Source organism: Cellulomonas sp. RIT-PI-Y, from assembly GCF_025642745.1.
In the GTDB taxonomy this organism is placed as follows: domain Bacteria; phylum Actinomycetota; class Actinomycetes; order Actinomycetales; family Cellulomonadaceae; genus Cellulomonas.
In genome coordinates this window covers 1-24,326 of the sequence record NZ_JANZKP010000036.1, presented here as the reverse complement: position 1 = coordinate 24,326, position 24,326 = coordinate 1, and the positions used below count along the sequence as shown (strand labels likewise).

Genomic DNA, 24,326 nt, shown 5'->3' with positions numbered 1-24,326 from the left:
GCCGTGGCACGCCGCGAGTTCGACGAGCGTGACATCCGGGTCCGCCCCAGCCGACGGGGGTCGCGCCCCCGCACGAAGACCCGTCCGGAGCACGCCGACGCCGAGCGGGCGCTGGTCACCGGCGTCGACCGCGGTCGGTACACCGTGCTGGTCGACCCGGACGGCCCCGGCGAACGACCGGCGATCGCGATGAAGGCGCGTGAGCTGGGCCGGGACCGGGTGGTGCCGGGCGACCAGGTCGACCTGGTCGGCGACACCTCCGGCGCGGACGGCTCGCTGTCCCGGATCGTCCGGATCGCCGAGCGCAGCACGGTGCTGCGCCGGACCGCGGACGACACCGACCCGTTCGAGCGGGTGATCGTGGCCAATGCCCACCAGCTGGTGATCGTCACCGCACTGGCCGACCCCGAGCCGCGCACCCGGATGATCGACCGCTGCGTGGTCGCCGCCTACGACGCCGGGATGGACGCGCTGCTCGCGCTGACCAAGGCGGATCTGGCCGACCCCAGCACCCTGCGTGAGCTCTACGAGCCGATCGGGGTCCGGGTGGTGGTCACCCAGGTGGCCGCGGACGGCATCGACGGGCTGGACGAGCTGCGCGCGGCGCTGGACGGCCGGACGTCGGTGCTGGTCGGTCACTCCGGCGTCGGCAAGTCGACGCTGGTCAACGCCCTGGTGCCGGACGCCCGGCGGGCCACCGGCCGGGTGAACGACGTCACCGGCCGGGGACGGCACACCTCCACCAGCGCGGTCGCCCTCCGGGTGCCGGCCGCCGCAGCCGGGACCTGGGTGATCGACACCCCCGGCGTGCGGTCCTTCGGGCTGGCCCACGTGGAGCCGGACCGGCTGATCGGGGCGTTCGCGGACCTGGCCGAGGTGGCCGCCGAGTGCCCGCGCGGGTGCACGCACCTGGCGGACAGCCCGGACTGCGCGCTGGACGACTGGGTGGCCGGGGCCGAGGAGGGCAGCGAGCTGCGCCGGGCACGGGCCGACCGACTGGACTCGTTCCGCCGCCTGCTGGTCAGCCGGACCGGCGCCGAGGGCTAGGACCTCAGGGCGTCCCGGTGTCCAGCGGATCGAGCAGCTGGAGCGCCGCGTCGTGCAGGTGACCGTTGCTCACCAGGGCCGAGCCGCCGAACGGTCCGTCCTGACCGGTGAGGGACGTGAATCGCCCACCCGCCTCGGTCACGATCGGCACCAGGGCCGCCATGTCGTGCAGGGCCAGCTCCGGCTCGCAGGACAGGTCCACCGCCCCCTCGGCGACCAGGACGTGCGACCAGAAGTCGCCGTAGGCCCGGGTGCGCCACACCTGCCGGGTCAGGTCCAGGAAGCCGTCCAGCCGGCCGGCCTCCTCCCAGCCGGTGAGGCTGGAGTAGGACAGCGACGCGTCCTGCAGCCGTCGCACCTCGGACACCCGCATCCGGGTCGCCGCGGCCAACGAACGCCCGGTCCACGCGCCGGTGCCGGCCGCCGCCCACCACCGCCGGTTCAAGGCGGGGGCGCTCACCAGGCCGACCACGACCCGGTCGCCGTCCAGCAGTGCGATCAGCGTCGCCCAGACCGGCACGCCGCGGACGAAGTTCTTGGTCCCGTCGATCGGGTCCACCACCCAGACCCGCGGACCATGACCGGTGTCCGGCAGCTCCTCGCCGTGCACCGCGTCCCGCGGGCGGGTCCGGGACAGCTGGATCCGGATCAGCTCCTCCGCGGCGCGGTCGGCGTCCGAGACCGGGGTCAGGTCCGGCTTGGTCTCGACGACCAGGTCCTGCGCTTTGAACCGCGACATGGTCAGCGCGTCCACCTGATCGGCGATCACGTGGGCGAGGCGGAGGTCGTCGTCGTACCGGGTCATACGGTCAACCTACCGTCGGCGGCGCCCCGGGCCGGGTTCAGCGCGGGATACGGCCGAGCTCGGTGACGTCGTACCAGAGCAGGTCGCGCTCGGCGACGTCCTCCAGCGCCGCGTCGTCGCCGTCCAGCGCGCGGGCGACGTGGGCGGCGGCCGACGGCTCGTCGACGTGCACGCAGACCACCTCGTCGGTGCTCGGCTCACCGGTGAGGGTGACCAGGCTGGCCGGCTCGTCGTCGGCGACCGGTGAGGTGTCGACCAGGTCGTCCGCGACCTCCACCGTGACCACCAGGCGCAGGGTCGGGGCCGACGGGGTGCCCGCCAGCAGCACCAGCGCGTCGTCCGCGGCCATCAGCTGCGCCGCGAACTCCATCCCCTCCTCGTCCTCGTCGGGGAGCAGCGCGGTCAGCGCCGGGGTCACGGCGTGTGCCCGGCGCGGGGCCGGGAGCGTGAGGACCCCGTCGCGGAGGTCGTCCAGGGTGGCAGGCAGGTAGAGGCGCACGGGACCAGTGTGCCGTGCCCTCAGCCATCCCGCGTCACCGCTCAGGCCGCGCCGATCACCACTCCAATCGGTCGCACGAACTCACGCCGTGCCCCGGATGTCCCACACCGGGGTCACCGCACCCGGTGTGGGAGGTAGAACCGGACGTGCCCGACCGGGTGCGACAGGGGGACACATGATGACGACGACGGTGAGCGGGACCGACCGGGCCGACCCGGACCTGCGGGAGCTGGAGACCTCGCTCGGTGCGGACCTGCCCGCTCCGGACCAGCCGTGGCCACGGGCGGCGCCGGGGGCGGCCGTCACGCTCGAGGTCCGGCTTCCACGGACGCCGCTGCCGGTCCCCCGGGACGCGCTGCCGCCGGTGGTCGTCGTCCGGTCCTCGGAACCGGTCCCTCGGCCACGGGCGCTCCGGCCCCGGGCGGACCACCGCGCGCACGCCACCGTCGGCCCGACCGTCGAACGGCTCGGCGACGGCACGATCGCGACCTACCGGCACGGGGTCGTCCCGGAGCCGGGCTCCGACCCGCGCGCCGACCGGCGCGACGGGCCGGACAGCGGGATGGATCCCCGGGTGGCCTGCTCCCTGCTGGCCACCGCGGCGCTCGAGGTGATCTCGGGCAGCCGGCCGCTCGCGCAGCTCGCGCGGTGGGTGAGCCCGGCGGTGTACGACGCGCTGGAGCAGCGCCGGGTGCTCGCCGGTGACGAGGGCGGCTTGCGGGCCGAGTCGCCGGGACGGACCGGCCCGGCGGGCCCCCGGCCGAGCGTGCGGCGGGTGCGGGCCATGCGGGTGGACGACCGGACGGTGGAGTCGTCCGTGGTGCTGCGCCACGCCGACCGGGTCCGGGCCGTCGCCATCCGGCTGGTGGACTCCCGCGGCGTGTGGCGGGCGGAGGCGCTGGTCGTGGGCTGAGCCCGGGGACGCCGACGGCCGGCCACCCCCGCAGGGGTGCACCGGCCGTCCACGTGCTGCGGGATCAGCCCCGGCGGCGCTGCTTGGCGGCCTTGCGCCGGGCCTCGCGGTTCCCGGCGTCACCGCCGTCGGCGTCCTCGCTCGGGCCGCCGGCGGGCTCGGCCGCGGCGGCCCGCGCCGCGGGACCACCACCGGCACCGCGACGACCGCCCCCGGTCACCGTGGTGCCCGCGTCCCCGTCGACGCTGGGCGCCGAGTACTGCAACGGCGTCTCGCGCTCCGGTCCGTCGATGCCCTTGGCGACCAGCTTCGGGCCGTTCAGCGCGGCCTGGGCACCCACCGCGGGGGCGTCCTCGGCGCCGGGCTCGGCGACCTTGACCTCCAGGTTGAACAGGAAGCCGACCGCCTCGTCCTTGATCCCGTCGGTCATCGCCTGGAACAGCTGGTAGCCCTCACGCTGGTACTCGACCAGCGGGTCGCGCTGGGCCATCGCGCGCAGGCCGATGCCCTCCTTGAGGTAGTCCATCTCGTAGAGGTGCTCGCGCCACTTGCGGTCCAGCACCGAGAGGATCACCCGGCGCTCCAGCTGACGCATGTTGTCCTCGCCGAGCTGGGCCTCACGCTCGTCGTAGGCGATCCGCGCGTCGGACAGCAGCTCGGTGGTGAGGGTCTCGGTGGTCAGGCGACCGATCCCGCCCACCGACTCGACGACCTCCTCGGCGTCGATGGACACCGGGTAGACCGCCTTGAGCGCGGCCCACAGCGCGTCCAGGTCCCACTCCTCCGGGTGCCCCTCCCCGGTGGACTCGGCCACGTAGGCGGTGACGACGTCCTCGATGAAGTGCTGCACCTGCTCCTGCAGGTCCTCGCCCTCCAGCACGCGACGACGCTGCTCGTAGATGACCTCACGCTGCCGGGACAGCACGTCGTCGTACTTGAGCACGTTCTTGCGGATCTCGAAGTTGCGGGACTCCACCTGCGACTGGGCGGAGCGGATGCCGCGGGTGACGATCTTGGACTCCAGCGGCATGTCGTCCGGGAAGCCGGCCCGGGTCATCATCGACTCGGCCATGCCGGAGTTGAACAGCCGCATCAGGTCGTCCTGCAGCGACAGGTAGAACCGGGACTCGCCCGGGTCGCCCTGACGGCCGGAACGCCCGCGCAGCTGGTTGTCGATCCGGCGGGACTCGTGCCGCTCGGTGCCCAGAACGTACAGGCCGCCGAGCTCCTTGACCTCGTCGTGCTCGGCCGACACCGACTCCTTGGCGGCCTCCAGCACGGCAGGCCAGGCGGCCTCGTACTCCTCCGCGTTCTCCGCGGCGTCCAGGCCCTTCTCGGCCATCGTGGCCACCGCCATGAACTCAGCGTTGCCGCCGAGCATGATGTCGGTGCCTCGACCGGCCATGTTGGTGGCCACCGTGACGGCGCCCTTGCGACCGGCCTGGGCGATGATCGACGCCTCACGGGCGTGCTGCTTGGCGTTCAGCACCTCGTGCGGGACGCCGGACTTGCGCAGCTTGCGGGACAGCAGCTCGCTCTTCTCCACCGAGGTGGTGCCGACCAGCACCGGCTGGCCCGCGGCGTGCCGCTCCACGATGTCGTCCACGACGGCGTCGAACTTGCCGTCCTCGCTCTTGTAGACCAGGTCGGCCTGGTCGACGCGCTGCATGCCCCGGTTGGTGGGGATCGGCACCACGCCGAGCTTGTAGGTGCCCTGGAACTCGGCCGCCTCGGTCTCGGCGGTGCCGGTCATGCCGGAGAGCTTGTCGTACAGCCGGAAGTAGTTCTGCAGGGTGATCGTGGCGAGGGTCTGGTTCTCGGCCTTGATCGCCACGCCCTCCTTGGCCTCGATCGCCTGGTGCATGCCCTCGTTGTAGCGACGGCCGGGCAGCACACGACCGGTGTGCTCGTCGACGATCAGGACCTCGCCCTTGTCGACGATGTAGTCCTTGTCCCGCTTGAACAGCTCCTTGGCCTTGATCGCGTTGTTCAGGAACCCGATCAGGGGGGTGTTCAGCGACTCGTACAGGTTGTCGATGCCGAGGTAGTCCTCGATCCGCTCGATGCCCGGCTCCAGGACGCCGACGGTGCGCTTCTTCTCGTCCACCTCGTAGTCGCGGTCCGGCTGCAGGCGACGGACCGCCTTGGCGAACTCCGCGTACCACCGGTTGGCGTCGCCGGAGGCGGGGCCGGAGATGATCAGCGGGGTCCGGGCCTCGTCGATGAGGATCGAGTCGACCTCGTCCACGATCGCGTAGTGGTGGCCGCGCTGCACCAGCTCCTCGGTGCTCCAGGCCATGTTGTCGCGCAGGAAGTCGAAGCCGAACTCGTTGTTCGTGCCGTAGGTGATGTCCGCGGCGTACTGCACCCGGCGCTGGGCGGGGTTCTGCCCGGTGAGGATCACGCCGGTGGTCAGGCCGAGGAACCGGTACACGCGGCCCATCAGGTCGGCCTGGTAGTTCGCCAGGTAGTCGTTGACCGTGACGACGTGCACGCCCTTGCCGGTCAGCGCGTTGAGGTAGGCCGGCGCGGTGGCGACCAGGGTCTTGCCCTCACCGGTCTTCATCTCGGCGATGTTGCCCAGGTGCAGGGCGGCGCCGCCCATCAGCTGCACGTCGAAGTGCCGCTGGCCCAGGGTCCGCCGCGCGGCCTCGCGCACGACCGCGAAGGCCTCGGGGAGCAGGTCGTCCAGGGTCTCGCCATCCGCGAGCCGGTCCTTGAACCGGTCGGTCTCCTCGCGCAGTTCGGCGTCCGAGAGCGAGGTGAAGCTGTCCTCCAGGGCGTTCACCTGCTGGGCGATGCCCGACAGCTTCTTGAGGACGCGGCCCTCGCCGAAACGAAGGACCTTATCGAGGATCGCCACTAGCACTCCCGGATTCCGCGCCCCGTGCCTGCAGTGCCGGGACGTCCACGCGGCCCGACCGACGTGGACGAGCCCCGACCATCGTAGGTGAGGGGCTCCCGCCAGGGACAACCCGTACGTGTTCGCTCTCAGCGTCCGGCGAGTCCGGCGGCCAGGGCGGGGGCGAACTCCCCTCGCACCCGCTCGGCCACGCCCACCCGGTCCAGCCCCAGCCAGTCGGCCATCAGCCGGAGCTCGGCGGCCAGATCGGCGGCCACCTCCCCCGGGGCGGGTGCCCGCTTCCCGGAGGCGACGGGATGGGCCGCGAGCACCCGCAGCTCACCGGCGGCACGATCCGCCTTGAGGTCGACCAGGGCCGCCGGACGCTCGCCGTGCAGGAACGGCAGCACGTAGTAGCCGTGCACCCGCTTGGCCTCGGGCACGTAGATCTCGATCCGGTACCGGAGCCCGAACAGCTCCTCCAGGCGACGGCGCTCGAACACCAGCGGGTCGAAGGGGCTGAGCAACGCCCGGCCGGTGGCCCGTCGTGGCAGCTCGGCGGCGGCGTGCAGCAGCACCGGCCGCGCCCAGCCCTCGACCGTCACCGGCAGCAGCTCACCCGACTCGACCAGCTCGGTGACCGCCCGGTGGCCGTCGGCGCCCTTGATCCGGAAGTAGTCCAGCAGGCAGCGCTCGGTGGCGACCCCGTGCGCCCGGGCGGCGATCGCGACCAGCGCACGGATCGCGTCCGCGTCGGTCGGCTCCGGCCGGTCGACCACCGCGGGCGGGAGCACCCGCTCGGTCAGGTCGTAGCAGCGTTCGAACTGCGCGTTGCGCCGGGCGGAGGTCACCTGCCCGGTGAAGAACAGGTACTCCAGCACGTGTTTGGCGGCGGTCCAGTTCCAGCCCCACTGATCGCGGGCGCGCGGGCGGTCCCCCTCGATCCGCAGGTGCACCTGCCGGGCGGTCAGCGGACCCTCAGCGGCGATCAGCGCCCGCACCTGGCCGACCAGCGGCGAGTGCCGCAGCGGCACGTCCCGGATCGAGCCCCAGGCGTAGTCCCGGTACGCCCGGCGCCGCCAGCCGAGCAGGGCGTAGGTCTCCGGCGGCACGAAGGACGCCTCGTGCGCCCAGGTCTCCACCAGCCGCCGGGGCGCGGTCCCGGACGCCCGGTCGATCAGGGCGGTGTCGTAGGGGCCGATCCGGGAGAACACCGGCATGAGGTGGGCCCGGGCGAGCACGTTCACCGAGTCGATCTGGAGCAGCCCGAGCCGGTCGACCACCTGCTGGAACTGCCGCATCGTGGCCGGGCCGGTGCGGGGGCGCCGGGGACGGTCGAGTCCCTGGGCCCGCAGCGCGATCCGGCGGGCCTGGGACAGGCTGAGACTCTCCACCGGGCGCAGCGATCCCCGTCCGACCCGGGACCCGGGGGTCGGCGCGGTGCCGGACCCGACCCCGGTCCGCACGGTGCCGGAGACAGTCGGGGTGCCGGGAACGATCGGGGCACCGGCAGCGGTCGGGTCACCGGCAGCGGTCGGGGTGCCACGGGCGGCGTCGGTCGAGGTCACCCGTCCATCGTGCCGGGCGGGTCCGACATCCGCGGGTCGACCGGCACGCCCGCGCCCCGCCGGCCGGGTGGCCGACGGGGCGCGGGTGCGGTGCGGGACCGGCTCAGACCGACGCGCTCACCGCTTCGCCCGAGGGCACGCCGTCCGCGGCGAGGTCGAGCTTGATCACGCCGTAGCTCCACCCGCGGCGGCGATAGGCGACCGACGGCTGACCGGTGTCCGCGTCGACGAAGAGGAAGAAGTCGTGCCCGACCAGCTCCATCTCGTACAGCGCGTCGTCCACGGTCATCGGACGGGCGTCGTGCGTCTTCTCCCGGATGATCACCGGCGAGTCGCCCAGCTGGATCTCCACCGCGCCGTCGGCGGTGCGGGTGACCTGGTCGGTCTCCGGACTCGACTCCGGCTCCGGCGTGAGGTCCGCGGTGTCCGGCAACGGCGGCGTCACCGGGTTGCGGCGGTGGTTCTTGGTGCGGTCCCTGGCGCGACGCAGCCGTTCAGCGAGCTTGTCGATCGCGAGGTCCAGGGCCCCGTACCGGTCGTCGGCGCATGCCTCGGCCCGGATCACGGGCCCCTTGCCGATCACGGTCAGTTCCACCCGCTCCGCGGCGGCGGACTGCCGAGGGTTCGGCTCGTGTGTCACCTCGACGTCGATCCGCTGCGCCCGGGGGGCGAGGGTCTCGAGCTTGGTGAGCTTGTCCGCGACGTGCTCGCGGAACCGCTCGGGGATGTCGGTGTGACGGCCTGCGACGATGATCTCCATGGGGACTCCTCCTCGGAGTTCCGGGGGACGATTCCGTGGAACCGCCCGGGTGACCTGCTCGGGAACGTGACCCCCCTGCGGGGTTTGTACCGGCACCACCTCCTCGCGCGGCGCACCGCGGAGACCCACATCCCCGGCGCCTGCACCGGTCGATGTCCGAGACACCACGCTATCCCGGAGCGGCCCGCGGTTCCACTCCTCCGGACCTGTGAGTCGGCGGAGGGGTCGCCGCCAGGACCAGGGCGGCGACGACGCTCTGACCGGCGGCGTCGAGCACCCGGCGGCAGGCGGCGAGGGTCGCGCCGGTGGTCAGCACGTCGTCGATCAGGAGCACCCGGTGCGGTGCGCCGAGCAGGGCCGGGTGACCACGGAAGCGGTGCCGGACGGCGATCCGGTCGGCGAGGTTCGCGTCTCGGCCCCGGAGGCCGAGACCCACCTGGTCGCGGTGCGCGCGCCGGGTCCGCAGGCACGGAAGAGGGAGTGCCGGCAGACCGGTCGCGGTGAGACCGGCGGCGACCGCCACGGCGAGCGGGCGCAGCAGGTCCTCGCCCCGGCGACGGCGACCCGCGGCGGACGGTGGGGCGGGCACCACGAGCAGGGCGCCCCGGTGCGGACCGCGGCCGGGCAGGTCGGCCCGCACCCCGAGCGCGGTCTCGCCCGCGAGCGCCGCCAGCCAGCGGGTCAGCTCCAGCCGCCCGCCGTCCTTCCACGCCAGCACCGTGCGCCGCACCGCGCCCTGGTAGTCCGCCGCCGCCCAGACCGGCAACGGTCCTCCGCCGTCCAGTCGGTCGAGGCGTGGCGCGTCCTGGTCCCGGCGCCGGGGTGCGGGCCACCACCCGGAGGCGCAGTCCGCGCACAGCACCACCCCCGGGTCCTGGCAGGCGGCGCAGCACGCCGGCAGCACCAGGTCGATCAGGTCGGCGAGCGGGCCGGTCCGGCGCGGCACGGCACCGCGGGCGGCGGGACGGGGCGAGGGGTCGGTCGTCACCGGCTCAGGCTGCGACGGCTCCCCCGTGACCGCCAGGGCACGGGCGCCACCCTGGGGACCACCGTCGGCGACCCCCGCCCGGGGACAGCCGGAGAGCGGGCGCCGGTGACGGACTCACCCCGCGAAGGACGGGTACCGCACGTCCTGCGCCACGGATACCCAGCTCGGCCCCGACCGCGAGTAGATCTGGTCCTCGGCGTTGCTGAGGTAGACCACGCTGTCGCCCTTGCCCCCGGCGATGTCCACCGGATCGGAGATGGCACCCCGGGCCTCGCTGGCGCCGGCGAGCGGGACCAGGTGGTACACCTCCGTGGTCACCGACCCGGACAACCCGAGGACGCCGAGCGAGGACTCGTCGACCCAGACCACCCGGCTGGCGTCGACCAGCGTGGCGCCCACCCGTTGCGCGGGGCCGACGGACTGCGGGGTGCCGGAGTCGTCGCGCACCACGGCGGTGACGTCGATCCGGACGCCGTCCGCACCGTCGGAGACCACCGCGATCCGGCTGGCGTCCCGGGCGACGCGCACCGACCGGATCTCCCGGTCGGCGAGCCAGTCGGCGTCGATCCGCACGCTGTCACCGGAGTCGTCGACCGCGATCAGCTCGTCGCCGTCGACGACCGCGGTCCACACCCAGCCCAGCCGGTCGACCGAGGGCGCGACCAGCGGTGCCCCACCGGAGAACAGGGTGCGGGACTTCTCCCCCTCCTGCGGCAACGTGACCAGCTTCGCCGAGCCGGACAGTCCCACCCGCAGCGTGCCGCCGGGTTGACGGGCCGGGGAGCGCAGGTCGAGTCCTGCCAGCGAGTCCACACCGTCCACCGGGACGAACTCGCCGTGGGTGAGCTGCACCAGGGTGTCGCCGCCCTGCACCGCCTCCAGGGCACCACCGGGGTCCTGGCCGCGGTCGAGGGTGACGTCGGCAGGATCCATCGCCACCCCATCGGCGGAGACCTCCACCGTGCGGACCCGGGCCAGGCGCAGCGACGCCTCGAGCTGCGCCTGCATCAGACTGCGGTCGTGCGGCTCGGCGGGCAGACCACCGGCCGCCAGGCTGATCGCGGCCAGCCCGTCCGCGTCGACGGACACCGCGTCGGGCTGCAACGAGGCGCCCTCGGGGATCGCGGTGCGCACCGCGTCGCGGAGCCAGGGCGACGGCCCGGCGATCAGCGCCCGGACGATGGAGGTCGCCAGGTTCCGCAGCGGGAACCAGCGGGTCTCCGGCACCAGGAAGGTCTCGTCCTGGGACAGGAAGTACAGCGTCGACGACCGGTAGATCGCCTCGAAGTTCGGTTCGGACAGCACCACCCCGTCGTCCAGCGCGGAGATCCGCCACTGGCCGTCGGAGTCCTGGACCATGCCGAAGGTCAGGGTCTCCTCGGCGCTGGGTCCGGCCTGGGCGTAGCGGCCGTCGGCGTCGATCCGGGCCGCGACCTTGACGGTGACCTGCACCTGGGAGCCGTCCAGGCGCAGCTGCGGGCTGGAGGCCGTCGGGTAGACCACGACCCGCTCACGCGGGGTCCAGGTGCGCCGGGTCTCGCCGGAGAGGTACTCGCGGGCGTTGCGGAAGTCGTCGCTCTCCGTGCCGGAGCCGCGGGAGAACCCGGCCGCGCTGGCGCCGAGGAACCCGCGCACGATGTCCTCCGGGCTGCCGTCCTCCGGCGGCGGGTCGCCGAGCGGCTCGACGGACTCCTGCTCGGTGTCGCCGTCCACCCCGACCCCGACCGGTCCGGAGGTGGGCATGGCCGCGCACCCCGCCAGCGCCAGCAGCAGCACCAGCAGCAGGGCGATCCGTCGGCTCATCGGTCGGCTCCGTTCTGCTGGGCGGCGCGTTCGGCGGCGGCCTCGGCGCGGGTCTGGGCGTCCCGCAACGCCTGGGCGGCCCGGGCGCGTTCGACGATCTCCAGCGACCCGGTGACCGCGGGCAGGTCCGGCAGGGCGGCCGGATCCGACCCGTCCCGGGACTGGCGGTCGTCCGGTCGGTCGTCGATCAGGTCGTCCTCGGGCTGCAGCGGCAGCGGTGAGCCGGACAGCGTGATACCGGCGCGCAGCGGGAGGGTCAGCCGGAAGGCGGCGCCCTGTCCCGGCCGTCCCCACGCCTCCAGCCAGCCGCCGTGCAGATGGGCGTCCTCCAGCGAGATCGCCAGACCGAGTCCGGTACCGCCGGTGGTGCGGGCCCGGGCCGGGTCGGCGCGCCAGAACCGGTCGAAGACGTGGTCCGCCTCGTCCCGGCTCATGCCGATCCCGTGGTCCCGGACGGTCACCGCGACTGCCCGGGAGTCGGTGGCGACCGCGACCTGGACGTCGGTGCCCTCGGCGTGCTCGATCGCGTTCACCAGGAGGTTGCGCAGCACGCGTTCCACCCGGCGCGGGTCGATGTCCGCCACGCAGGGCCGCTCGGGCTGCACCACGCTGAGCCAGGAGCCCTTGCGTTCGGCCAACGGCATCGCCTGGTCCACCGCGGCGGACACCACGTCCCGCACATCCCGGGCCTCGACGTCCAGCATGGCCGCACCGGCGTCGAACCGGCTGATCTCCAACAGGTCGGCCAGCAGGTCCTCGAACCGGTCCAGCTGGGTCTGCAGGAGCTCGGCCGAGCGGCGCAGCACCGGATCCAGGTCGTCCTTGGAGTCGTAGATCATCGCCCCGGCCATCCGGACCGTGGTCAACGGCGTGCGCAGCTCGTGCGAGACGTCGGAGACGAAGCGGCGCTGCAGCGCCGACAGGTGTTCCATCCGCAGGATCTGGTCCTGCAGCGTGTCGGTCATGGCGTTGAAGGAGCGACCGAGCCTGGCCATCTCGTCCTCGCCGCGGACCGCCATCCGCCGGGTGAGGTCGCCGTCGGCGATCTGCTCGGCGGTCTCGGCCGCCTGCTGCACCGGCCGGACCGCCTGCCGGGTGACGAACCAGGTCATGCCGACCAGGATCGCGACCAGCACGGTGGCGCCGATCGCCAGCACGCCCTGGAGGAAGCTGAGCTGCTCCTGCTCGGCCTGCAGGCTGTAGAGCAGGTAGAGCTCGTAGGTCCCGGCGGCGGGGACGGTCACCATCTGGCCGACCACGACCGCGGGCTCGACCCCGTCGTCGGTCGACCAGCCGACCGACTGCCAGCGCTGACCGTCGCCCGCGGCGGTGTCGGCGCGCAGATCGGCGGACACCAGGCCGACCATCGTGGAGTCGGTGGACGCGCCGGTGACCAGGATCGGCTGCTGCTGGCCGCTGGTGCGGAGCACCGAGACCTCGCGCTCGCCGGATCCGCCGGCCTTCAGTCCGCGCACCGTGTCGTTCAGCAGCTGCTGCACCTCGGGGGCGGTGGTCGCCGTGGAGGCGTCGATGGTCTCCTGCGCCTGCGCGGCGGCCCGGGCGCTCTCGGCCAGGATCTGGTCGACCCGCTGGGTGAACAGCCCGTCCCGCACCGACACGGACAGGTAGCCGCCGAGCACCGCCAGCGCGATCAGGCCGCCGGTCAGGGTGAGGGTGAGCACGCGCAGCTGCAGGGAGCTGCGCCAGGCCCGGGTCAGGTGACGCAGCCGACGGGCGGCCCTGACGGTGATCAGCCGCCAGGTGCGGGCCAGTCGGTGCGGGGTCCGCACCTCGTGCCCGGGCCCGGGCTGGTCCTCGGTCATGACGCGTCGTCGGTCATGACGCGGGGGTCGGTCCCGCCTTGTAGCCGACGCCGCGGACGGTCACGACGATCTCCGGGCGCTCGGGGTCGCCCTCGATCTTGGACCGCAGCCGCTGGACGTGGACGTTGACCAACCGGGTGTCGGCGGCGTGCCGGTAGCCCCAGACCTGCTCCAGCAGCACCTCACGGGTGAACACCTGCCAGGGCTTGCGGGCCAGCGCGACCAGCAGGTCGAACTCGAGCGGGGTGAGCGAGATGACCGCGCCGTCCCGGGTGACCCGGTGGCCGGTCACGTCGATGGACAGGTCGCCGATCCGCAGGTGCTCCGGGGCGGGCTCCTCGGAGCGGCGCATCCGGGCGCGGACCCGGGCGATCAGCTCCTTGGGCTTGAACGGCTTGGAGATGTAGTCGTCCGCACCGGACTCCAGGCCGAGGACCACGTCGACGGTGTCGGCCTTGGCGGTCAGCATGACGATCGGCACGCCGGACTCGGCCCGGATCAGGCGGCACACCTCGGTGCCGTCGCGCCCGGGCAGCATCAGGTCCAGCAGCACCAGGTCGGGCTGGCTGGCACGGAAGGCCTCCAGCGCCTCGTCACCGTCGGCGCAGAAGACCGGCTCGAACCCCTCCGACCGCAGCACGATGCCGATCATCTCGGCCAGTGCCGTGTCGTCGTCGACCACCAGGACGCGTCCCTTCATCCCGCCATGATGGCATCCGCGACGCGGATCGTGGCTGACCACCGGTTCTGCCGGGTCGACGTGGCACGATGTCGACCAGTCGCGTCACCGAGACCCAGGAGCACCGATGACCACCCCGTCGGAGCAGGATCCGCGCCCGGACCAGACCGGGGCCGACCGCCCTGCGCCCCGGTTCGGGCAGTACGCCCCCTCCGGCTGGCAGGCGCCCGGCGGTGAGCAGGGCACGCCCCCGCCGCCCGCACCGGCGCCGGCACCGGGCTGGGGCGGCGCACCCGGCTGGGGCGCCCAGCAACCGCTCGGCTACCAGCAGCAGCGCCCCGGGCAGCCGCCGATGGCCCCGCCGTCGCCGTTCCGGCCGATGGCGGTGCAGCCCGGCATCGTGCCGCTGCGCCCGCTGAGCGTGTGGGAGATCATCGACGGCGCGTTCCGCGCGGTCCGGCACAACCCGAAGGTGATGTTCGGCGTCACCGTGATCGGCGTGGCGATCTCGGTGCTGATCTCCGCGGTGATCACCTGGTACGCCTCGCCGTTCACCACCGACCTGGTGCGCGGGCTCTACGACGGGCTGAGCCCGGCCGAGGCGGACGAGCTGGCCTCGCTGATCGGCCCGGCCTACGCGACGGTGTTCTCCCTGCCGGTGTCGCTGGTGTTCACGCAGATCATCACGGGTGTGCTGATCCGCTCGGTGAGCCAGTCGGTGCTCGGCACCGTGGTCGAGCCCGGCGAGGTCGTGCGCGGCCAGGGCGGACGGCTGGCCCGGGTGGTCGGCTTCGCGGCGCTCTCGATGGTGGTCACGCTGCTGGTCGGCGTGCTGCTGATCGCCCTGGTGGTGGTCACCTCGATGAGCAGTGCGGGCGCGGGCGTGGCGCTCGCCCTGCTCGGCGGCCTGGCCTTCCTGGCGGCGGCGCTCTGGGTGTCGGTCCGGACCCTGCTGGTCCCGGCCGGTCTGATGCTGGAGGGCGGCCGGTTCTGGCCGACCGTGGCGCGGAGCTGGCGCCTGACCCGGGGCGGCTTCTGGCGGCTCACCGGGCTCTACCTGCTGGTGATGATCGCCAGCGCGGTGGTCGCGGGGATCGTGTCGGTGCCGTTCGGCCTGATCGCCGCGCTGGTCACCCAGGACGCGACCATGACCGGATTCGGAGCGGTGGCGATCACGTCGGTGGGTGACGTGATCGCGACGACGCTGACCACCGTGTTCGCCGCGGGCGCCTACGCACTGGCCTACATCGACGCCCGGATGCGCAAGGAGGGCCTGGACGTCGAGCTGGCCCGGGCGGCGTCGCAGGACTGACCCGTGCTGTTCGACGTCCCCGTCGTCCCCGACGCCGACCAGGCCCGCCAGTGGCTGGAGCGTGAGCTGACCGACGCCGTCTACCGCGAGCGCGAGAGCCTCTTGCAGCGGTTCTGGGACTGGCTGTCCGACCTGTTCACCTCGGTGCCGTTCGGCGGGGCGGGTGGCCCGTGGTGGCTGCTCGGCGTCCTGCTGCTGGTCGCGCTGATCGCGGTGATCGCGTTCCGGGTGGCCGGCCCGGTGCGGCGCGCGGAACGCCGGGACGTCCGGTCCGCGCGGGTGCTGGACTCCGGTGACCTCCGGGACGCCGAGGACCTGCGCGCGGCGGCGAACTCCGCGGCAGCGGCCGGGGACTGGGCGTTGGCGGTCGCCGAACGGTTCCGGGCGCTGGTGCGCGCGCTGGAGGACCGGGCGGTGCTGGACGAGCGCCCGGGACGGACCGCCCGGGAGGCGGCCGAGGCCGCGGCGCAGCGGTTCGGCGCCCACGCCGACCGGCTGCACCACGCCGGGGCGCTGTTCGACGGCGTGGTCTACGGCCACCACGACGCCCGTCCCGAGGACGACGCGGAGCTGCGTGAGCTGGACCGGGCCGTCGAGCGGGCGCGGGTGGACGCGCGATGACCGCGGTGATCGGCGACGGCACCACCGCCGCGAGCCGGGCCGGTGCCCGGTGGCGGCGGTGGCGGTGGGTGCTGGTGGTGCTCGGTGTCGTGCTGGTGGCCGGTGTGGCCGCGCTGCTGCCCGAGCCGCGGACCTCCGGCACCCCGCTGGCGCCGGACAACCCCGGCGACGACGGCGCGATGGCGGTGGCCGAGGTGCTCGGTGAACAGGGCGTGCGGGTGGAGTACGTGCGCGGCACCGTGGCCGCGCTGGCGGCCGCGGACGCCGGCAGCACGCTGCTGGTCAGCTCCGACGCGATGCTGAGCACCGAGCAGGTGCGGGAACTGGCCGACTCCCCCGCCGACCTGGTCCTGCTGGACGCCCCGGTGCTGGCGGCCGCGGTGACCGAGGGCCGGATGGGCTTCGGATATCCCGGGTCGGACCAGGCGCTGAGCCGGCAGACGGCGCAGTGCGCGGACTCGGACGCCCGGGTGGCGGGTGCGGTGCGGACCGGTGGCGCCGGGCTGAACGGCGTGAGCGGTGCCCGGGCGGACACGCTGTGCTTCCCGCTGGGCGACGGCCGCTTCGCCTACGGCAGCACCGAGGCCGGCGGTCGGCGGGTGGACCTGTTCGGGGACAGCCTGCTGTTCAGCAACGCCCGGGTCACCGACGAGGGCAACGCGGCGCTGGCCCTGCGTGCCCTCGGACGGCACGACCACCTGGTCTGGTACATCCCGGAGGCCGGGGACACCGGCGCGATCCGAGGTCAGGACGCGGGGGCCGGCCTGACCGCCCTGCTGCCGCCGCAGGCCGTCGCGCTCGGGCTGCTGTCGGTGCTGGTGCTGCTCGCGCTGGCGGTGTGGCGCGGGCGACGCCTGGGACCGGTGGTGAGCGAGCGGCTGCCGGTCGTGGTGCGCGCCGCCGAGACCACCCGGGGGCGGGCCCGGCTCTACCGTCGGGGCCGGGCCCACGGCCACGCGGCCGCGGCGTTGCGGGCCGGTGCCGCCGACCGGTGCGCGCGTCGGCTCGGGCTGCCCGCGTCGGCCGCGCCGGAGCATGTGATCAGTGCGCTCGCCCGGGCCACCGGGTGGGACGAACGGACGATCGGCGAGCTGCTCTACGGCCCGCCGCCCACCGACGACGCGGGCCTGCGATCCCTGGCCCGCCGGTTGGACGAGATGGAGAGCGAGGTTCACCACCCGTGAGCGAGTCCCCTTCCCCCACCCCCGATCTGCGCGAGGCGCTGACCGCCCTGCGCGCCGAGGTCGGCCGCGCGGTCGTCGGCCAGGACGCCGCGGTCACCGGCCTGGTGATCGCCCTGCTCTGCCGGGGCCATGTGCTGCTGGAGGGGGTGCCCGGCGTCGCCAAGACCCTGTTGGTGCGCACCCTGTCCACCGCCCTGGACCTGGGCACCTCCCGGGTGCAGTTCACCCCGGACCTGATGCCCGGCGACATCACCGGCTCGCTGGTCTACGACGCGCGGACCGCGGAGTTCTCCTTCCGGGAGGGTCCGGTGTTCACCAACCTGATGCTCGCGGACGAGATCAACCGCACTCCGCCCAAGACCCAGGCCGCGCTGCTGGAGGCGATGGAGGAGCGGCAGGTGTCGGTGGACGGCACCCCGCGCCCGCTGCCGGAGCCGTTCGTGGTGATCGCGACCCAGAACCCGGTGGAGTACGAGGGCACCTACCCGCTGCCCGAGGCGCAGCTGGACCGGTTCCTGCTCAAGCTGACCCTGCCGCTGCCGCAGCGCGCGGAGGAGATCGAGGTGCTGACCCGGCACGCCGCGGGCTTCGACCCGCGGGATCTGCGGGCGGCCGGGGTGCGACCGGTGGCGGACGCGGCGCTGCTGGACCGGGCCCGGGCCGAGGTCGCCCGGGTGCAGGTCGGTCCGGAGGTGCTCGGGTACCTGGTGGACGTGGTGCGGGCGACCCGGCAGTCGCCGTCGCTCTCGCTGGGGGTCTCGCCCCGTGGTGCCACGGCGCTGCTGGCCACCGCCCGGGCCTGGGCGTGGCTGTCCGGCCGCGGGTTCGTGACGCCGGACGACGTCAAGGCGCTGGCGCATCCGACGTTGCGGCACCGGGTGCAGCTGCGCCCGGAGGCCGAGCTGGAGGGGGTCACCGCGGAGTCGGTGCTGGACAGCGTGCTGGCCTCGGTGCCGGTGCCGCGCTGACATGACTCTGACCTGGCGCTCGGTCGCGCTGACCGCGGTGGGTGCGGTGCCGGTGTTCCTGTTCCCGGCACCGGGCACCGTGCTGCTCTGGGGCCTGGTCGTGCTGGCGCTGTGCGTGCTGGACGCCGCCCTGGCCGCCTCACCGCGGACCGTGGCGGTGCTGCGCGAGGCACCGGCAGGCAGCGTCCGGCTGCACACCGCCGCCGAGTCCCGGCTGCTGGTGACCCACACCGGTCGACGGCGACTGCGCGGGCTGGTCCGGGACGCCTGGCCGCCGTCGGCGGGTGCCGTCCTGAACCGGCACCTCGTGTCGCTGCCGCCCGGGGAGTCGACCCGGGTCCGCACCGCCCTGCTGCCCACCCGGCGCGGCACCCTGCAGGCGGACCGGGTCACGATCCGCACCGCCGGACCGCTGGGCCTGGCCGGTCGGCAGGTGTCGTTGACCGTGCCGGGCGAGCTGCGGGTGCTGCCCGAGTTCGCCTCCCGGCGGCACCTGCCCAGCCGGCTGGCCCGGTTGCGGGAGATGGACGGTCGCGCTGCGGTGCAGGTGCGCGGCCAGGGCACCGAGTTCGACTCGCTGCGCGAGTACGTGGTCGGGGACGACGTGCGGTCGATCGACTGGCGGGCCAGTGCCCGGCGGGCGGACGTGGTGGTGCGGACCTGGCGGCCGGAGCGGGACCGGCGGGTGCTGCTGGTGCTGGACACCTCGCGGACCAGCGCGGCCCGGGTCGGCGACGCGCCGCGGTTGGACGCCCAGATCGAGGCGGCGCTGTTGCTCGCGGCGCTGGCCGGCCGGGCCGGGGACCGGGTGGAGCTGGTGGCCTACGACCGCGCCCTGCGTGCCCGGGTGGCCGGGATGGCCGGAGCCCGGCTGATGCCCGCGATGGCCGAGGCGCTGGCCGGGGTCGAGCCCGCCCTGGTGGAGACCGACTGGTCCGGCGTGGTCGGCCAGGTCGGCGAACGTCTCAGCCAGCGCGCGCTGGTGGTGCTGCTGTCGGCGCTGGAGCCCGCGGCGGTCGAGGCCGGGCTGCTCGGCGTGGTGGACCAGCTCGCGTCGCGGCACCAGGTGGTGCTGGCCAGCGTCCGCGACCCGGAGGTCGAGGACCTGCGCGCGGACCGCACCGATCTGATGGCCGCGGCCGCCGCGGAGCGCACCGAGCTGGAGCGCTCCGCTGTGGCCGGACTGCTGCGCGGTCGCGGGGTGGAGGTGGTCGACGCGCTGCCGGACGACCTGGCGCCCCGGCTGGCCGACACCTACCTCGCGCTCAAGGCCGCGGGGCGGCTGTAGCGGCGTACTGGGTCTCGTACAGCTCGGCGTAGAGACCACCGGCGGCCAGCAGCTCGGCGTGCGGCCCCTGCTCGACCACCCGGCCCTGGTCCAGCACCACGATGGTGTCGGCGTCGCGGACGGTGGACAGCCGGTGCGCGATCACCAGCGCGGTGCGCCCGACCAGCGCCTCGGACAGCGCCCGCTGCACCGCGACCTCGGACTCGGAGTCCAGGTGCGCGGTGGCCTCGTCCAGGATGACGATCGGCGGGGCTTTCAGCAGCAGCCGGGCGATGGCCAGCCGCTGACGTTCGCCGCCGGAGAGCCGGTAGCCCCGGTCCCCCACCACGGTGTCCACGCCGTCGGGCAGTCGGCTGACCAGGCCCCAGATCTGGGCGCGGCGCAGTGCCTGCTCGAGGTCGGCGTCGGTGGCCCCGGGCTTGGCGTACTCCAGATTGGCCCGGATGGTGTCGTGGAACATGTGGGCGTCCTGGCTGACCACGCCGATCATGTCCCGCAGGCTGTCCTGGGTGACCTCCCGGACGTCGTGGCCGGCGACCCGGACCGTCCCGGCGGTGGTGTCGTACATCCGGGAGACCAGCTGGGTGATGGTGGTCTTGCCCGCGCCGGAGGGACCGACCAGGGCGACCAGGTGGCCGTGCGGCACGGTGAAGCTGACGTCGTGCAGGGTCTGCCCGGGGATCTCGGTCTGCAGCCGCGCCACCGACTCCAGCGAGGCCAGTGACACCTCGGCGGCGGCCGGGTAGTGGAAGTCGACGTGCTCCAGCTCGACCGTGGCGGTGGCGCTGATGTCACCGAGCTCCTGGGCGTCCGGACGGTCGGCCACCGAGGGCGTGAGGTCCAGGACCTCGATCACCCGCTCGAAGCTGACCAGGGTGGTCATGATGTCGACCTGGACGTTGGACAGCGCGGTGATCGGGCCGTACAGCCGGGTGAGGTAGCTGGTGAGCGCGACGACCACGCCGACGGTGAGCGTGCCGCGGATGGCCAGCACGCCGCCCAGCCCGTAGACGATGGCGACCGCGATCGCCGCCACCAGGGTCAGGCCGATCCGGAACACCGCGGCGTACATCGCACTGGTGATCCCGATGTCCCGGACCCGCGAGGCCCGCTCGGAGAAGGTGCGGGTCTCGTCGGATGCCCGGCCGTACAGCTTGACCAGCTGGGCGCCGGCCACATTGAACCGCTCGGTCATGGTCTGCCCCATGACCGCGTTCAGCTGGTAGCTCTCCTGGGTGACCGCGGCCAGGCGGCGGCCCATCGCCCGCACCGGCAGGACGAACACCGGCAGCAGGACCAGGGACACCAGGGTGATCTGCCAGGACAACGACAGCATGGCGGCGAGCACCAGCACCACGGTGAGCAGGTTGGACACGACGTTGGACAGCGTGGAGGTGAAGGCCTGCTGGGCGCCGAGCACGTCGCCGTTCAGGCGCTGCACCAGCGCACCGGTCTGGGTGCGGGAGAAGAAGGCCAGCGGCATCCGCTGCACCTGGTCGAACACCTGGGTGCGCAGGTCGAGGATGAGTCCCTCGCCGATCCGGGCGGACAGCCAGCGGGACGCGAGGGTGAGACCAGCGGAGACGATCGCCAGTACGGCGACCACCGCGGCGAGCGCGAGCACGACGCCGGTGCGGCCGGGGACGATGCCGCGGTCGATGATCCGCTGGAACAGCAGCGGGGTGGCGGCGCCGATCGCGGCGTCGAGGGCGACCAGCACCAGGAACACGGTGATCGTGCCCCGGTACGGCCGGGCGAAGCCCACGATCCGGCGCAGCACGTCGCGGGTGAGCTTCTGCTGGGTGACCGAGGGGTCGAGGCGGAAGGAGCGGTACATCGCCCGTCCGCCCATGCCCCCGCCTGGGGAGTGCATCGACATGGAGGGCCTTTCGATCGAGTTTTAGTGAGTCTACCTCTCAATGTCAGGGGCTCGCTATTCTGTTCCCATGCGTGAGCACGATCACGACCCCCGGCCGGCCGACGAGCTGTTCTGGCTGCTGCGCACCACGTTGCGCCGGATGCGCCGGGAGGTCCGCGACCAGCTGGCACCGGTGGAGCTGACCCCGGCCCGGCACCGGATGCTGCGCGTGCTGGCCCGGTCCGGCGAACCGCAGCGGCAGGCGACCCTCGCCGGCTGGCTGGACGTGGTCCCGCGCTCGATCACCTCGATGGTCGACGACCTGGAGCACGCCGGGCTGGTCGAGCGCCGACCCGATCCCACCGACCGGCGAGCCACCCTGGTCTCTCTGACCCCGGAGGGTCGTGCGGTGCTCGGCGCGGCGGACGCCGAGCGACGGCGCCGGGCCGACGAGCTGCTGTCCCGCCTCTCACCCGCCGAACAGGACGAGCTGTTCCGGCTGCTGCACCGGCTCGCCGACGAGGACTGAGCCTCAGCTCTCCGGGTCGGGGATCCGGAACGGCAGCCGCCGCAGCCGGTCACCGTCCAGGCACTCCGCCGACTCCGCCGTCAGCAGCGCGCGGTAGTCCCGGTCGCGACGGGCGGCCACCACGGCGGCCAGGAACTCCTCCGGCCCGGTGCCGGGCGGCGGGGGCGGGGACACGTGCCGCAGCGCCTCGTCCGCCAGACGTCCGCCGAGGTCCGCCCGCGAGGCGGGGTGCAGTCCGGCCGCCCGGACCAGGAACTGCCGCACCGACAGGGCGAGCCCGTCCGGCAGCCGGCCGACGTCCGCACCCGCGGCCCACCCGGCCAGACGCGGCGGCATCGGCACCACCTGGCGCGCGGTCACCGTCCCCCGCACCCGGATCGCGTACGTCCCGGCCAGCAGATCGCCCAGCCGCTTGCCCTGGGGCTGGACCAGCGACGCGATCAGCGCCACCGATCCCATGGTCAGCCACAGCTCCAGCACGCCGACCAGCGCCCGGACGAACGCCTGCCGGAACCGGATCGGGCCGCCGTCGTCCCGGACCACCCGGATGCCCACCGCCAGCTTGCCCAGCGAGCGGCCGCGGGTCAGCGTCTCGATGGTGGTCGGCACCACGATGAAGAACAGCACCATCATCACGATCAGCAGGATCCGCGCGCCGTCGTCGTCGATCGAGCCGCCCGCGATCGAGAAGCCGAGCAGCACCAGGGCCCACACCACGACCGTGGCGGTGACGTCGATCAGGGCGCCGAGCGCCCGGGTGACGAAGGAGGTGGGCTGGTTCTCCAGCAGCACGCCCTCGCCGATCACCACGCCGTCACGCACGTCGAGCGACATCCGCTCCTCCTGCCGTCTGGTCCGCCGGGCCGGGCTCTAGGGTAGCCAGCGTGGACATCGACGCCTTCCTCGCCGTGCGCCGGCCCACCTGGGACCGGCTGGACCGGCTGGCGCGCCGCCGCGACCTGACCGGCGCCGAGGCCGACGAGCTGGTCCGGCTCTACCAGGCCGCGGCCACCGACCTGTCCACGGTCCGCTCCGCCGCACCCGACCCGGACACCGTGACCCGGCTGTCCCAGTCGCTGGCCCGGGCGCGGGCGACCATCGCCGGCCGGCACGAGCCCGCCTGGCGCGACGTGACGCGGTTCCTGGTCCTCACGCTGCCGGCGGCGCTGTACCGGATCCGCTGGTGGTCGGTCGGCGTGACGGCGGTCTTCGTCCTGATCGCCGCGGTCAGCGCCTGGTGGGTGGCCACCCAGCCCGGGGTGCTGGACGCCCTGATGACCCCCGAGCAACAGCAGGAGTACGTGCAGAACGCCTTCGCCGAGTACTACGACCCGGGCGCGGGGTTCGCCGGGGTGGTGTGGACCAACAACGCCTGGGTGGCGGCGCTGTGCATCGGGGTCGGCATCACCGGGGTCGGCCCGGTCTACGTGCTGCTGAACAACGCGGTGAACGTGGGCGCGGTGGCCGGGATGATGTCCGCGCACGACAGCCTGGGGGTGTTCTTCAGCCTGATCCTGCCGCACGGCTTCCTGGAGCTGACCAGCATCTTCGTCGCCGGGGCGGCCGGGCTGCGGCTGTTCTGGGCCTGGGTGTCCCCCGGCGGGCGGCCCCGGGCCCGGGCGCTGGCCGAGGAGGGCCGGTCCCTGATCACGGTGGCGATCGGCCTGGTGCTGGCCCTGTTCGTCTCCGGGATGATCGAGGGCTTCGTCACCGGGTCGTCGTTGCTGTGGTGGGTCAAGATCGGGATCGGCGCCGTGGCCCTGGCCGGGTTCTGGACCTACACGATCGTGCTCGGCCGCCGGGCGGTGCGCGCCGGGGAGACCGGCGACCTGAGCGAGGACGAGGCGGGCTACACGGTCGCCGTCGCGGGCTGAGCCGGCGGCAGCAGATCCGGGTGGACCGGGCCCGCGGGTGGGGCCGACCCGGTCCGCTCGTGCCCGCGCGGCGGGTACAGCGCCGGGTGCACCGCGCCGAGCCACAGTTCCGCCGCCCCCAACGGCGCCGCCAGCACCGGACGGAACCCCAGCGCGGTCAGGTCCGCCACCTGCGCCGGGTCGACGGTCACCGCGAACGCCTCCCGCCCGGCGGACAGCTCCGCCGTGATCACCGGGGCGAGCAGCTCGGCCAGCAGGTCCAGCCGGTGCTCGCCCTCCCGGTCGTCGGCCAGCATGATCAGCACCCGCTGCGCACTCGACCCGCGCAGCACGGCGATCAGCTCCGAGGTCGCGGTCATGATCGACCGCAGGGGCGCCCGGGCGGGATCGTCCTGCGGCGCGGGACGGAGCGGGACCTCCAGCTCGCGGGCGATCACCCGGTGCAGGTCCGAGGCCAGGCCGCTGGCGTCCGGCGGCAGCCACACCGCGGCGGCGGCGACCTCCACCGGACCGTCGTCGTCGGCCCGGGCGCACCACACCTCGCCGTGCTCCAGGGCGCCGTGGCTGAGGATCAGCCGGGTGGCCGACCCCGCCTGCTCGGGACGGGCGACCTCGTCCGGGACGCCGTCGCCGTCCAGGTCGATGAACGGACGATGGGCCTGCATCAGCCGGGCGATCGGGTTCACGTCGACCAACCCGGCACGGCTCACGGTCCAGCCGGTGTCCGGGGCGGCGGTGTCGGGGACCAGTCGGTGGTGCAGCACCGGACCAGCGCACCATCCGATCCTGGGAGACGGCTGAACACGGCTCCGCGGTTTCCAGGACGTTTCCCCGGGCGCGCGTCGCCGTAACAACCGTCTGCCTACCCTCTGCGACCGGCCCGAACAGGCCGGAAGGCCCCTCGGTACCGGCGACAATCCCCGCCGCGACGGTTTGGCCGCCCCTCCGATGCCCCGGCCCACCCG

At 74.0% G+C, this 24,326-nt stretch carries 21 protein-coding genes; 9 read left to right on the top strand and 12 right to left on the bottom strand.

The genetic code is table 11. The features are described 5' to 3' along the window. Nucleotides 1-3: 3 nt before the first annotated feature. Entirely contained in the window at nt 4-1,047 is a 1,044-nt protein-coding gene (gene rsgA, locus OGL89_RS11825; RefSeq protein ID WP_263120349.1) for a ribosome small subunit-dependent GTPase A, read from the top strand. Nucleotides 1,048-1,051: 4 nt separating this feature from the next. Here the strand turns inward: rsgA and hisN are convergent, their stop codons facing one another. Both hisN and OGL89_RS11815 read right to left on the bottom strand, forming a co-directional pair. Continuing rightward, the gene (hisN, locus tag OGL89_RS11820) at nt 1,052-1,852 is read right to left on the bottom strand and encodes a histidinol-phosphatase (protein ID WP_263120348.1); all 801 of its coding nucleotides are present in this window, start codon (nt 1,850-1,852) and stop codon (nt 1,052-1,054) included. A gap of 37 nt (nt 1,853-1,889) precedes the next feature. Continuing rightward, the gene (locus OGL89_RS11815; protein ID WP_263120347.1) at nt 1,890-2,351 is read right to left on the bottom strand and encodes a hypothetical protein; all 462 of its coding nucleotides are present in this window, start codon (nt 2,349-2,351) and stop codon (nt 1,890-1,892) included. Nucleotides 2,352-2,529: 178 nt separating this feature from the next. Here OGL89_RS11815 and OGL89_RS11810 point away from each other — a divergent pair, with 178 nt between their 5' ends. After that, nucleotides 2,530-3,264 carry an Rv3235 family protein gene (locus OGL89_RS11810; protein ID WP_263120346.1) on the top strand — a complete coding sequence of 245 codons (735 nt, stop codon included), beginning with the start codon at nt 2,530-2,532 and terminating at the stop codon, nt 3,262-3,264. Between the two features lie 64 nt (nt 3,265-3,328). On the opposite strand, the gene secA is transcribed toward OGL89_RS11810, so the two are convergent. The 7 genes from secA to mtrA all read right to left on the bottom strand — a co-directional run bounded on the left by secA (nt 3,329) and on the right by mtrA (nt 13,748). Further along, nucleotides 3,329-6,133, bottom strand: a complete 2,805-nt coding sequence (gene secA, locus OGL89_RS11805; RefSeq protein WP_263120345.1) for a preprotein translocase subunit SecA — start codon at nt 6,131-6,133, stop codon at nt 3,329-3,331. Nucleotides 6,134-6,255: 122 nt separating this feature from the next. After that, a complete protein-coding gene (locus tag OGL89_RS11800; RefSeq protein WP_263120360.1) occupies nt 6,256-7,500 on the bottom strand; it encodes a crosslink repair DNA glycosylase YcaQ family protein in 1,245 nt (414 codons plus the stop codon). A gap of 277 nt (nt 7,501-7,777) precedes the next feature. After that, a complete protein-coding gene (gene raiA / locus OGL89_RS11795) occupies nt 7,778-8,434 on the bottom strand; it encodes a ribosome-associated translation inhibitor RaiA (RefSeq protein ID WP_263120344.1) in 657 nt (218 codons plus the stop codon). A gap of 169 nt (nt 8,435-8,603) precedes the next feature. Beyond that, on the bottom strand, nt 8,604-9,422 hold the full coding sequence (locus OGL89_RS11790; protein ID WP_263120343.1) for a phosphoribosyltransferase family protein: 819 nt from the start codon (nt 9,420-9,422) through the stop codon (nt 8,604-8,606). A gap of 114 nt (nt 9,423-9,536) precedes the next feature. Further along, complete coding sequence (locus OGL89_RS11785) at nt 9,537-11,225, bottom strand: LpqB family beta-propeller domain-containing protein (protein ID WP_263120342.1); 1,689 nt, start codon at nt 11,223-11,225, stop codon at nt 9,537-9,539. After that, nucleotides 11,222-13,048 (bottom strand): MtrAB system histidine kinase MtrB, encoded by a 1,827-nt coding sequence (gene mtrB, locus OGL89_RS11780; RefSeq protein ID WP_263120341.1) that lies wholly within the window; start codon nt 13,046-13,048, stop codon nt 11,222-11,224. The genes OGL89_RS11785 and mtrB overlap by 4 nt, the downstream gene beginning before the upstream one ends. Nucleotides 13,049-13,061: 13 nt before the next feature. After that, nucleotides 13,062-13,748 carry an MtrAB system response regulator MtrA gene (gene mtrA / locus OGL89_RS11775; RefSeq protein WP_263120340.1) on the bottom strand — a complete coding sequence of 229 codons (687 nt, stop codon included), beginning with the start codon at nt 13,746-13,748 and terminating at the stop codon, nt 13,062-13,064. Nucleotides 13,749-13,854: 106 nt separating this feature from the next. On the opposite strand from mtrA, the gene OGL89_RS11770 reads away from it, so the two are divergent. From OGL89_RS11770 to OGL89_RS11750, 5 genes are read left to right on the top strand one after another with little or no spacing between them, the layout of a single operon-like run. Further along, entirely contained in the window at nt 13,855-15,039 is a 1,185-nt protein-coding gene (locus tag OGL89_RS11770) for a hypothetical protein (protein WP_263120339.1), read from the top strand. Nucleotides 15,040-15,042: 3 nt separating this feature from the next. After that, nucleotides 15,043-15,660 (top strand): DUF4129 domain-containing protein, encoded by a 618-nt coding sequence (locus OGL89_RS11765; RefSeq protein ID WP_263120338.1) that lies wholly within the window; start codon nt 15,043-15,045, stop codon nt 15,658-15,660. Continuing rightward, complete coding sequence (locus OGL89_RS11760; protein ID WP_263120337.1) at nt 15,657-16,844, top strand: DUF4350 domain-containing protein; 1,188 nt, start codon at nt 15,657-15,659, stop codon at nt 16,842-16,844. Before OGL89_RS11765 ends, OGL89_RS11760 begins: the two co-directional genes overlap by 4 nt. Then, nucleotides 16,841-17,812, top strand: a complete 972-nt coding sequence (locus OGL89_RS11755) for a MoxR family ATPase (protein WP_263120336.1) — start codon at nt 16,841-16,843, stop codon at nt 17,810-17,812. Before OGL89_RS11760 ends, OGL89_RS11755 begins: the two co-directional genes overlap by 4 nt. A 1-nt stretch (nt 17,813) precedes the next feature. Continuing rightward, nucleotides 17,814-19,100, top strand: coding sequence for a DUF58 domain-containing protein (locus OGL89_RS11750; protein ID WP_263120335.1), 1,287 nt, complete (start codon nt 17,814-17,816; stop codon nt 19,098-19,100). Here the strand turns inward: OGL89_RS11750 and OGL89_RS11745 are convergent. Beyond that, nucleotides 19,078-20,952, bottom strand: a complete 1,875-nt coding sequence (locus tag OGL89_RS11745; protein ID WP_263120334.1) for an ABC transporter ATP-binding protein — start codon at nt 20,950-20,952, stop codon at nt 19,078-19,080. The two genes, OGL89_RS11750 and OGL89_RS11745, sit on opposite strands and share 23 nt — an antisense overlap. A 94-nt stretch (nt 20,953-21,046) precedes the next feature. Between OGL89_RS11745 and OGL89_RS11740 the strand changes: the two genes are divergently transcribed. Next, complete coding sequence (locus tag OGL89_RS11740; RefSeq protein WP_263120333.1) at nt 21,047-21,487, top strand: MarR family transcriptional regulator; 441 nt, start codon at nt 21,047-21,049, stop codon at nt 21,485-21,487. Between the two features lie 3 nt (nt 21,488-21,490). On the opposite strand, the gene OGL89_RS11735 is transcribed toward OGL89_RS11740, so the two are convergent. Beyond that, nucleotides 21,491-22,321 carry an RDD family protein gene (locus OGL89_RS11735; protein ID WP_263120332.1) on the bottom strand — a complete coding sequence of 277 codons (831 nt, stop codon included), beginning with the start codon at nt 22,319-22,321 and terminating at the stop codon, nt 21,491-21,493. Nucleotides 22,322-22,371: 50 nt separating this feature from the next. Here OGL89_RS11735 and OGL89_RS11730 point away from each other — a divergent pair, with 50 nt between their 5' ends. Continuing rightward, nucleotides 22,372-23,361: a stage II sporulation protein M gene (locus tag OGL89_RS11730; RefSeq protein ID WP_263120331.1), complete on the top strand. Its 990-nt coding sequence runs from the start codon at nt 22,372-22,374 to the stop codon at nt 23,359-23,361. Here the strand turns inward: OGL89_RS11730 and OGL89_RS11725 are convergent. Continuing rightward, the gene (locus tag OGL89_RS11725; protein WP_263120330.1) at nt 23,337-24,125 is read right to left on the bottom strand and encodes a hypothetical protein; all 789 of its coding nucleotides are present in this window, start codon (nt 24,123-24,125) and stop codon (nt 23,337-23,339) included. The genes OGL89_RS11730 and OGL89_RS11725 overlap by 25 nt on opposite strands. Nucleotides 24,126-24,326: the final 201 nt, after the last annotated feature.

Excerpts from the sequence above, each read along its gene's own strand:
- hisN (WP_263120348.1), bottom strand. The coding sequence starts at position 1,852 with ATGACCCGGTACGACGACGACCTCCGCCTCGCCCACGTGATCGCCGAT.
- OGL89_RS11810 (WP_263120346.1), top strand. The coding sequence starts at position 2,530 with ATGACGACGACGGTGAGCGGGACCGACCGGGCCGACCCGGACCTGCGG.
- raiA (WP_263120344.1), bottom strand. The coding sequence starts at position 8,434 with ATGGAGATCATCGTCGCAGGCCGTCACACCGACATCCCCGAGCGGTTC.
- OGL89_RS11785 (WP_263120342.1), bottom strand. The coding sequence starts at position 11,225 with ATGAGCCGACGGATCGCCCTGCTGCTGGTGCTGCTGCTGGCGCTGGCG.
- mtrB (WP_263120341.1), bottom strand. The coding sequence starts at position 13,048 with ATGACCGAGGACCAGCCCGGGCCCGGGCACGAGGTGCGGACCCCGCAC.
- mtrA (WP_263120340.1), bottom strand. The coding sequence starts at position 13,748 with ATGAAGGGACGCGTCCTGGTGGTCGACGACGACACGGCACTGGCCGAG.
- OGL89_RS11770 (WP_263120339.1), top strand. The coding sequence starts at position 13,855 with ATGACCACCCCGTCGGAGCAGGATCCGCGCCCGGACCAGACCGGGGCC.
- OGL89_RS11760 (WP_263120337.1), top strand. The coding sequence starts at position 15,657 with ATGACCGCGGTGATCGGCGACGGCACCACCGCCGCGAGCCGGGCCGGT.
- OGL89_RS11750 (WP_263120335.1), top strand. The coding sequence starts at position 17,814 with ATGACTCTGACCTGGCGCTCGGTCGCGCTGACCGCGGTGGGTGCGGTG.
- OGL89_RS11745 (WP_263120334.1), bottom strand. The coding sequence starts at position 20,952 with ATGGGCGGACGGGCGATGTACCGCTCCTTCCGCCTCGACCCCTCGGTC.
- OGL89_RS11740 (WP_263120333.1), top strand. The coding sequence starts at position 21,047 with ATGCGTGAGCACGATCACGACCCCCGGCCGGCCGACGAGCTGTTCTGG.
- OGL89_RS11735 (WP_263120332.1), bottom strand. The coding sequence starts at position 22,321 with ATGTCGCTCGACGTGCGTGACGGCGTGGTGATCGGCGAGGGCGTGCTG.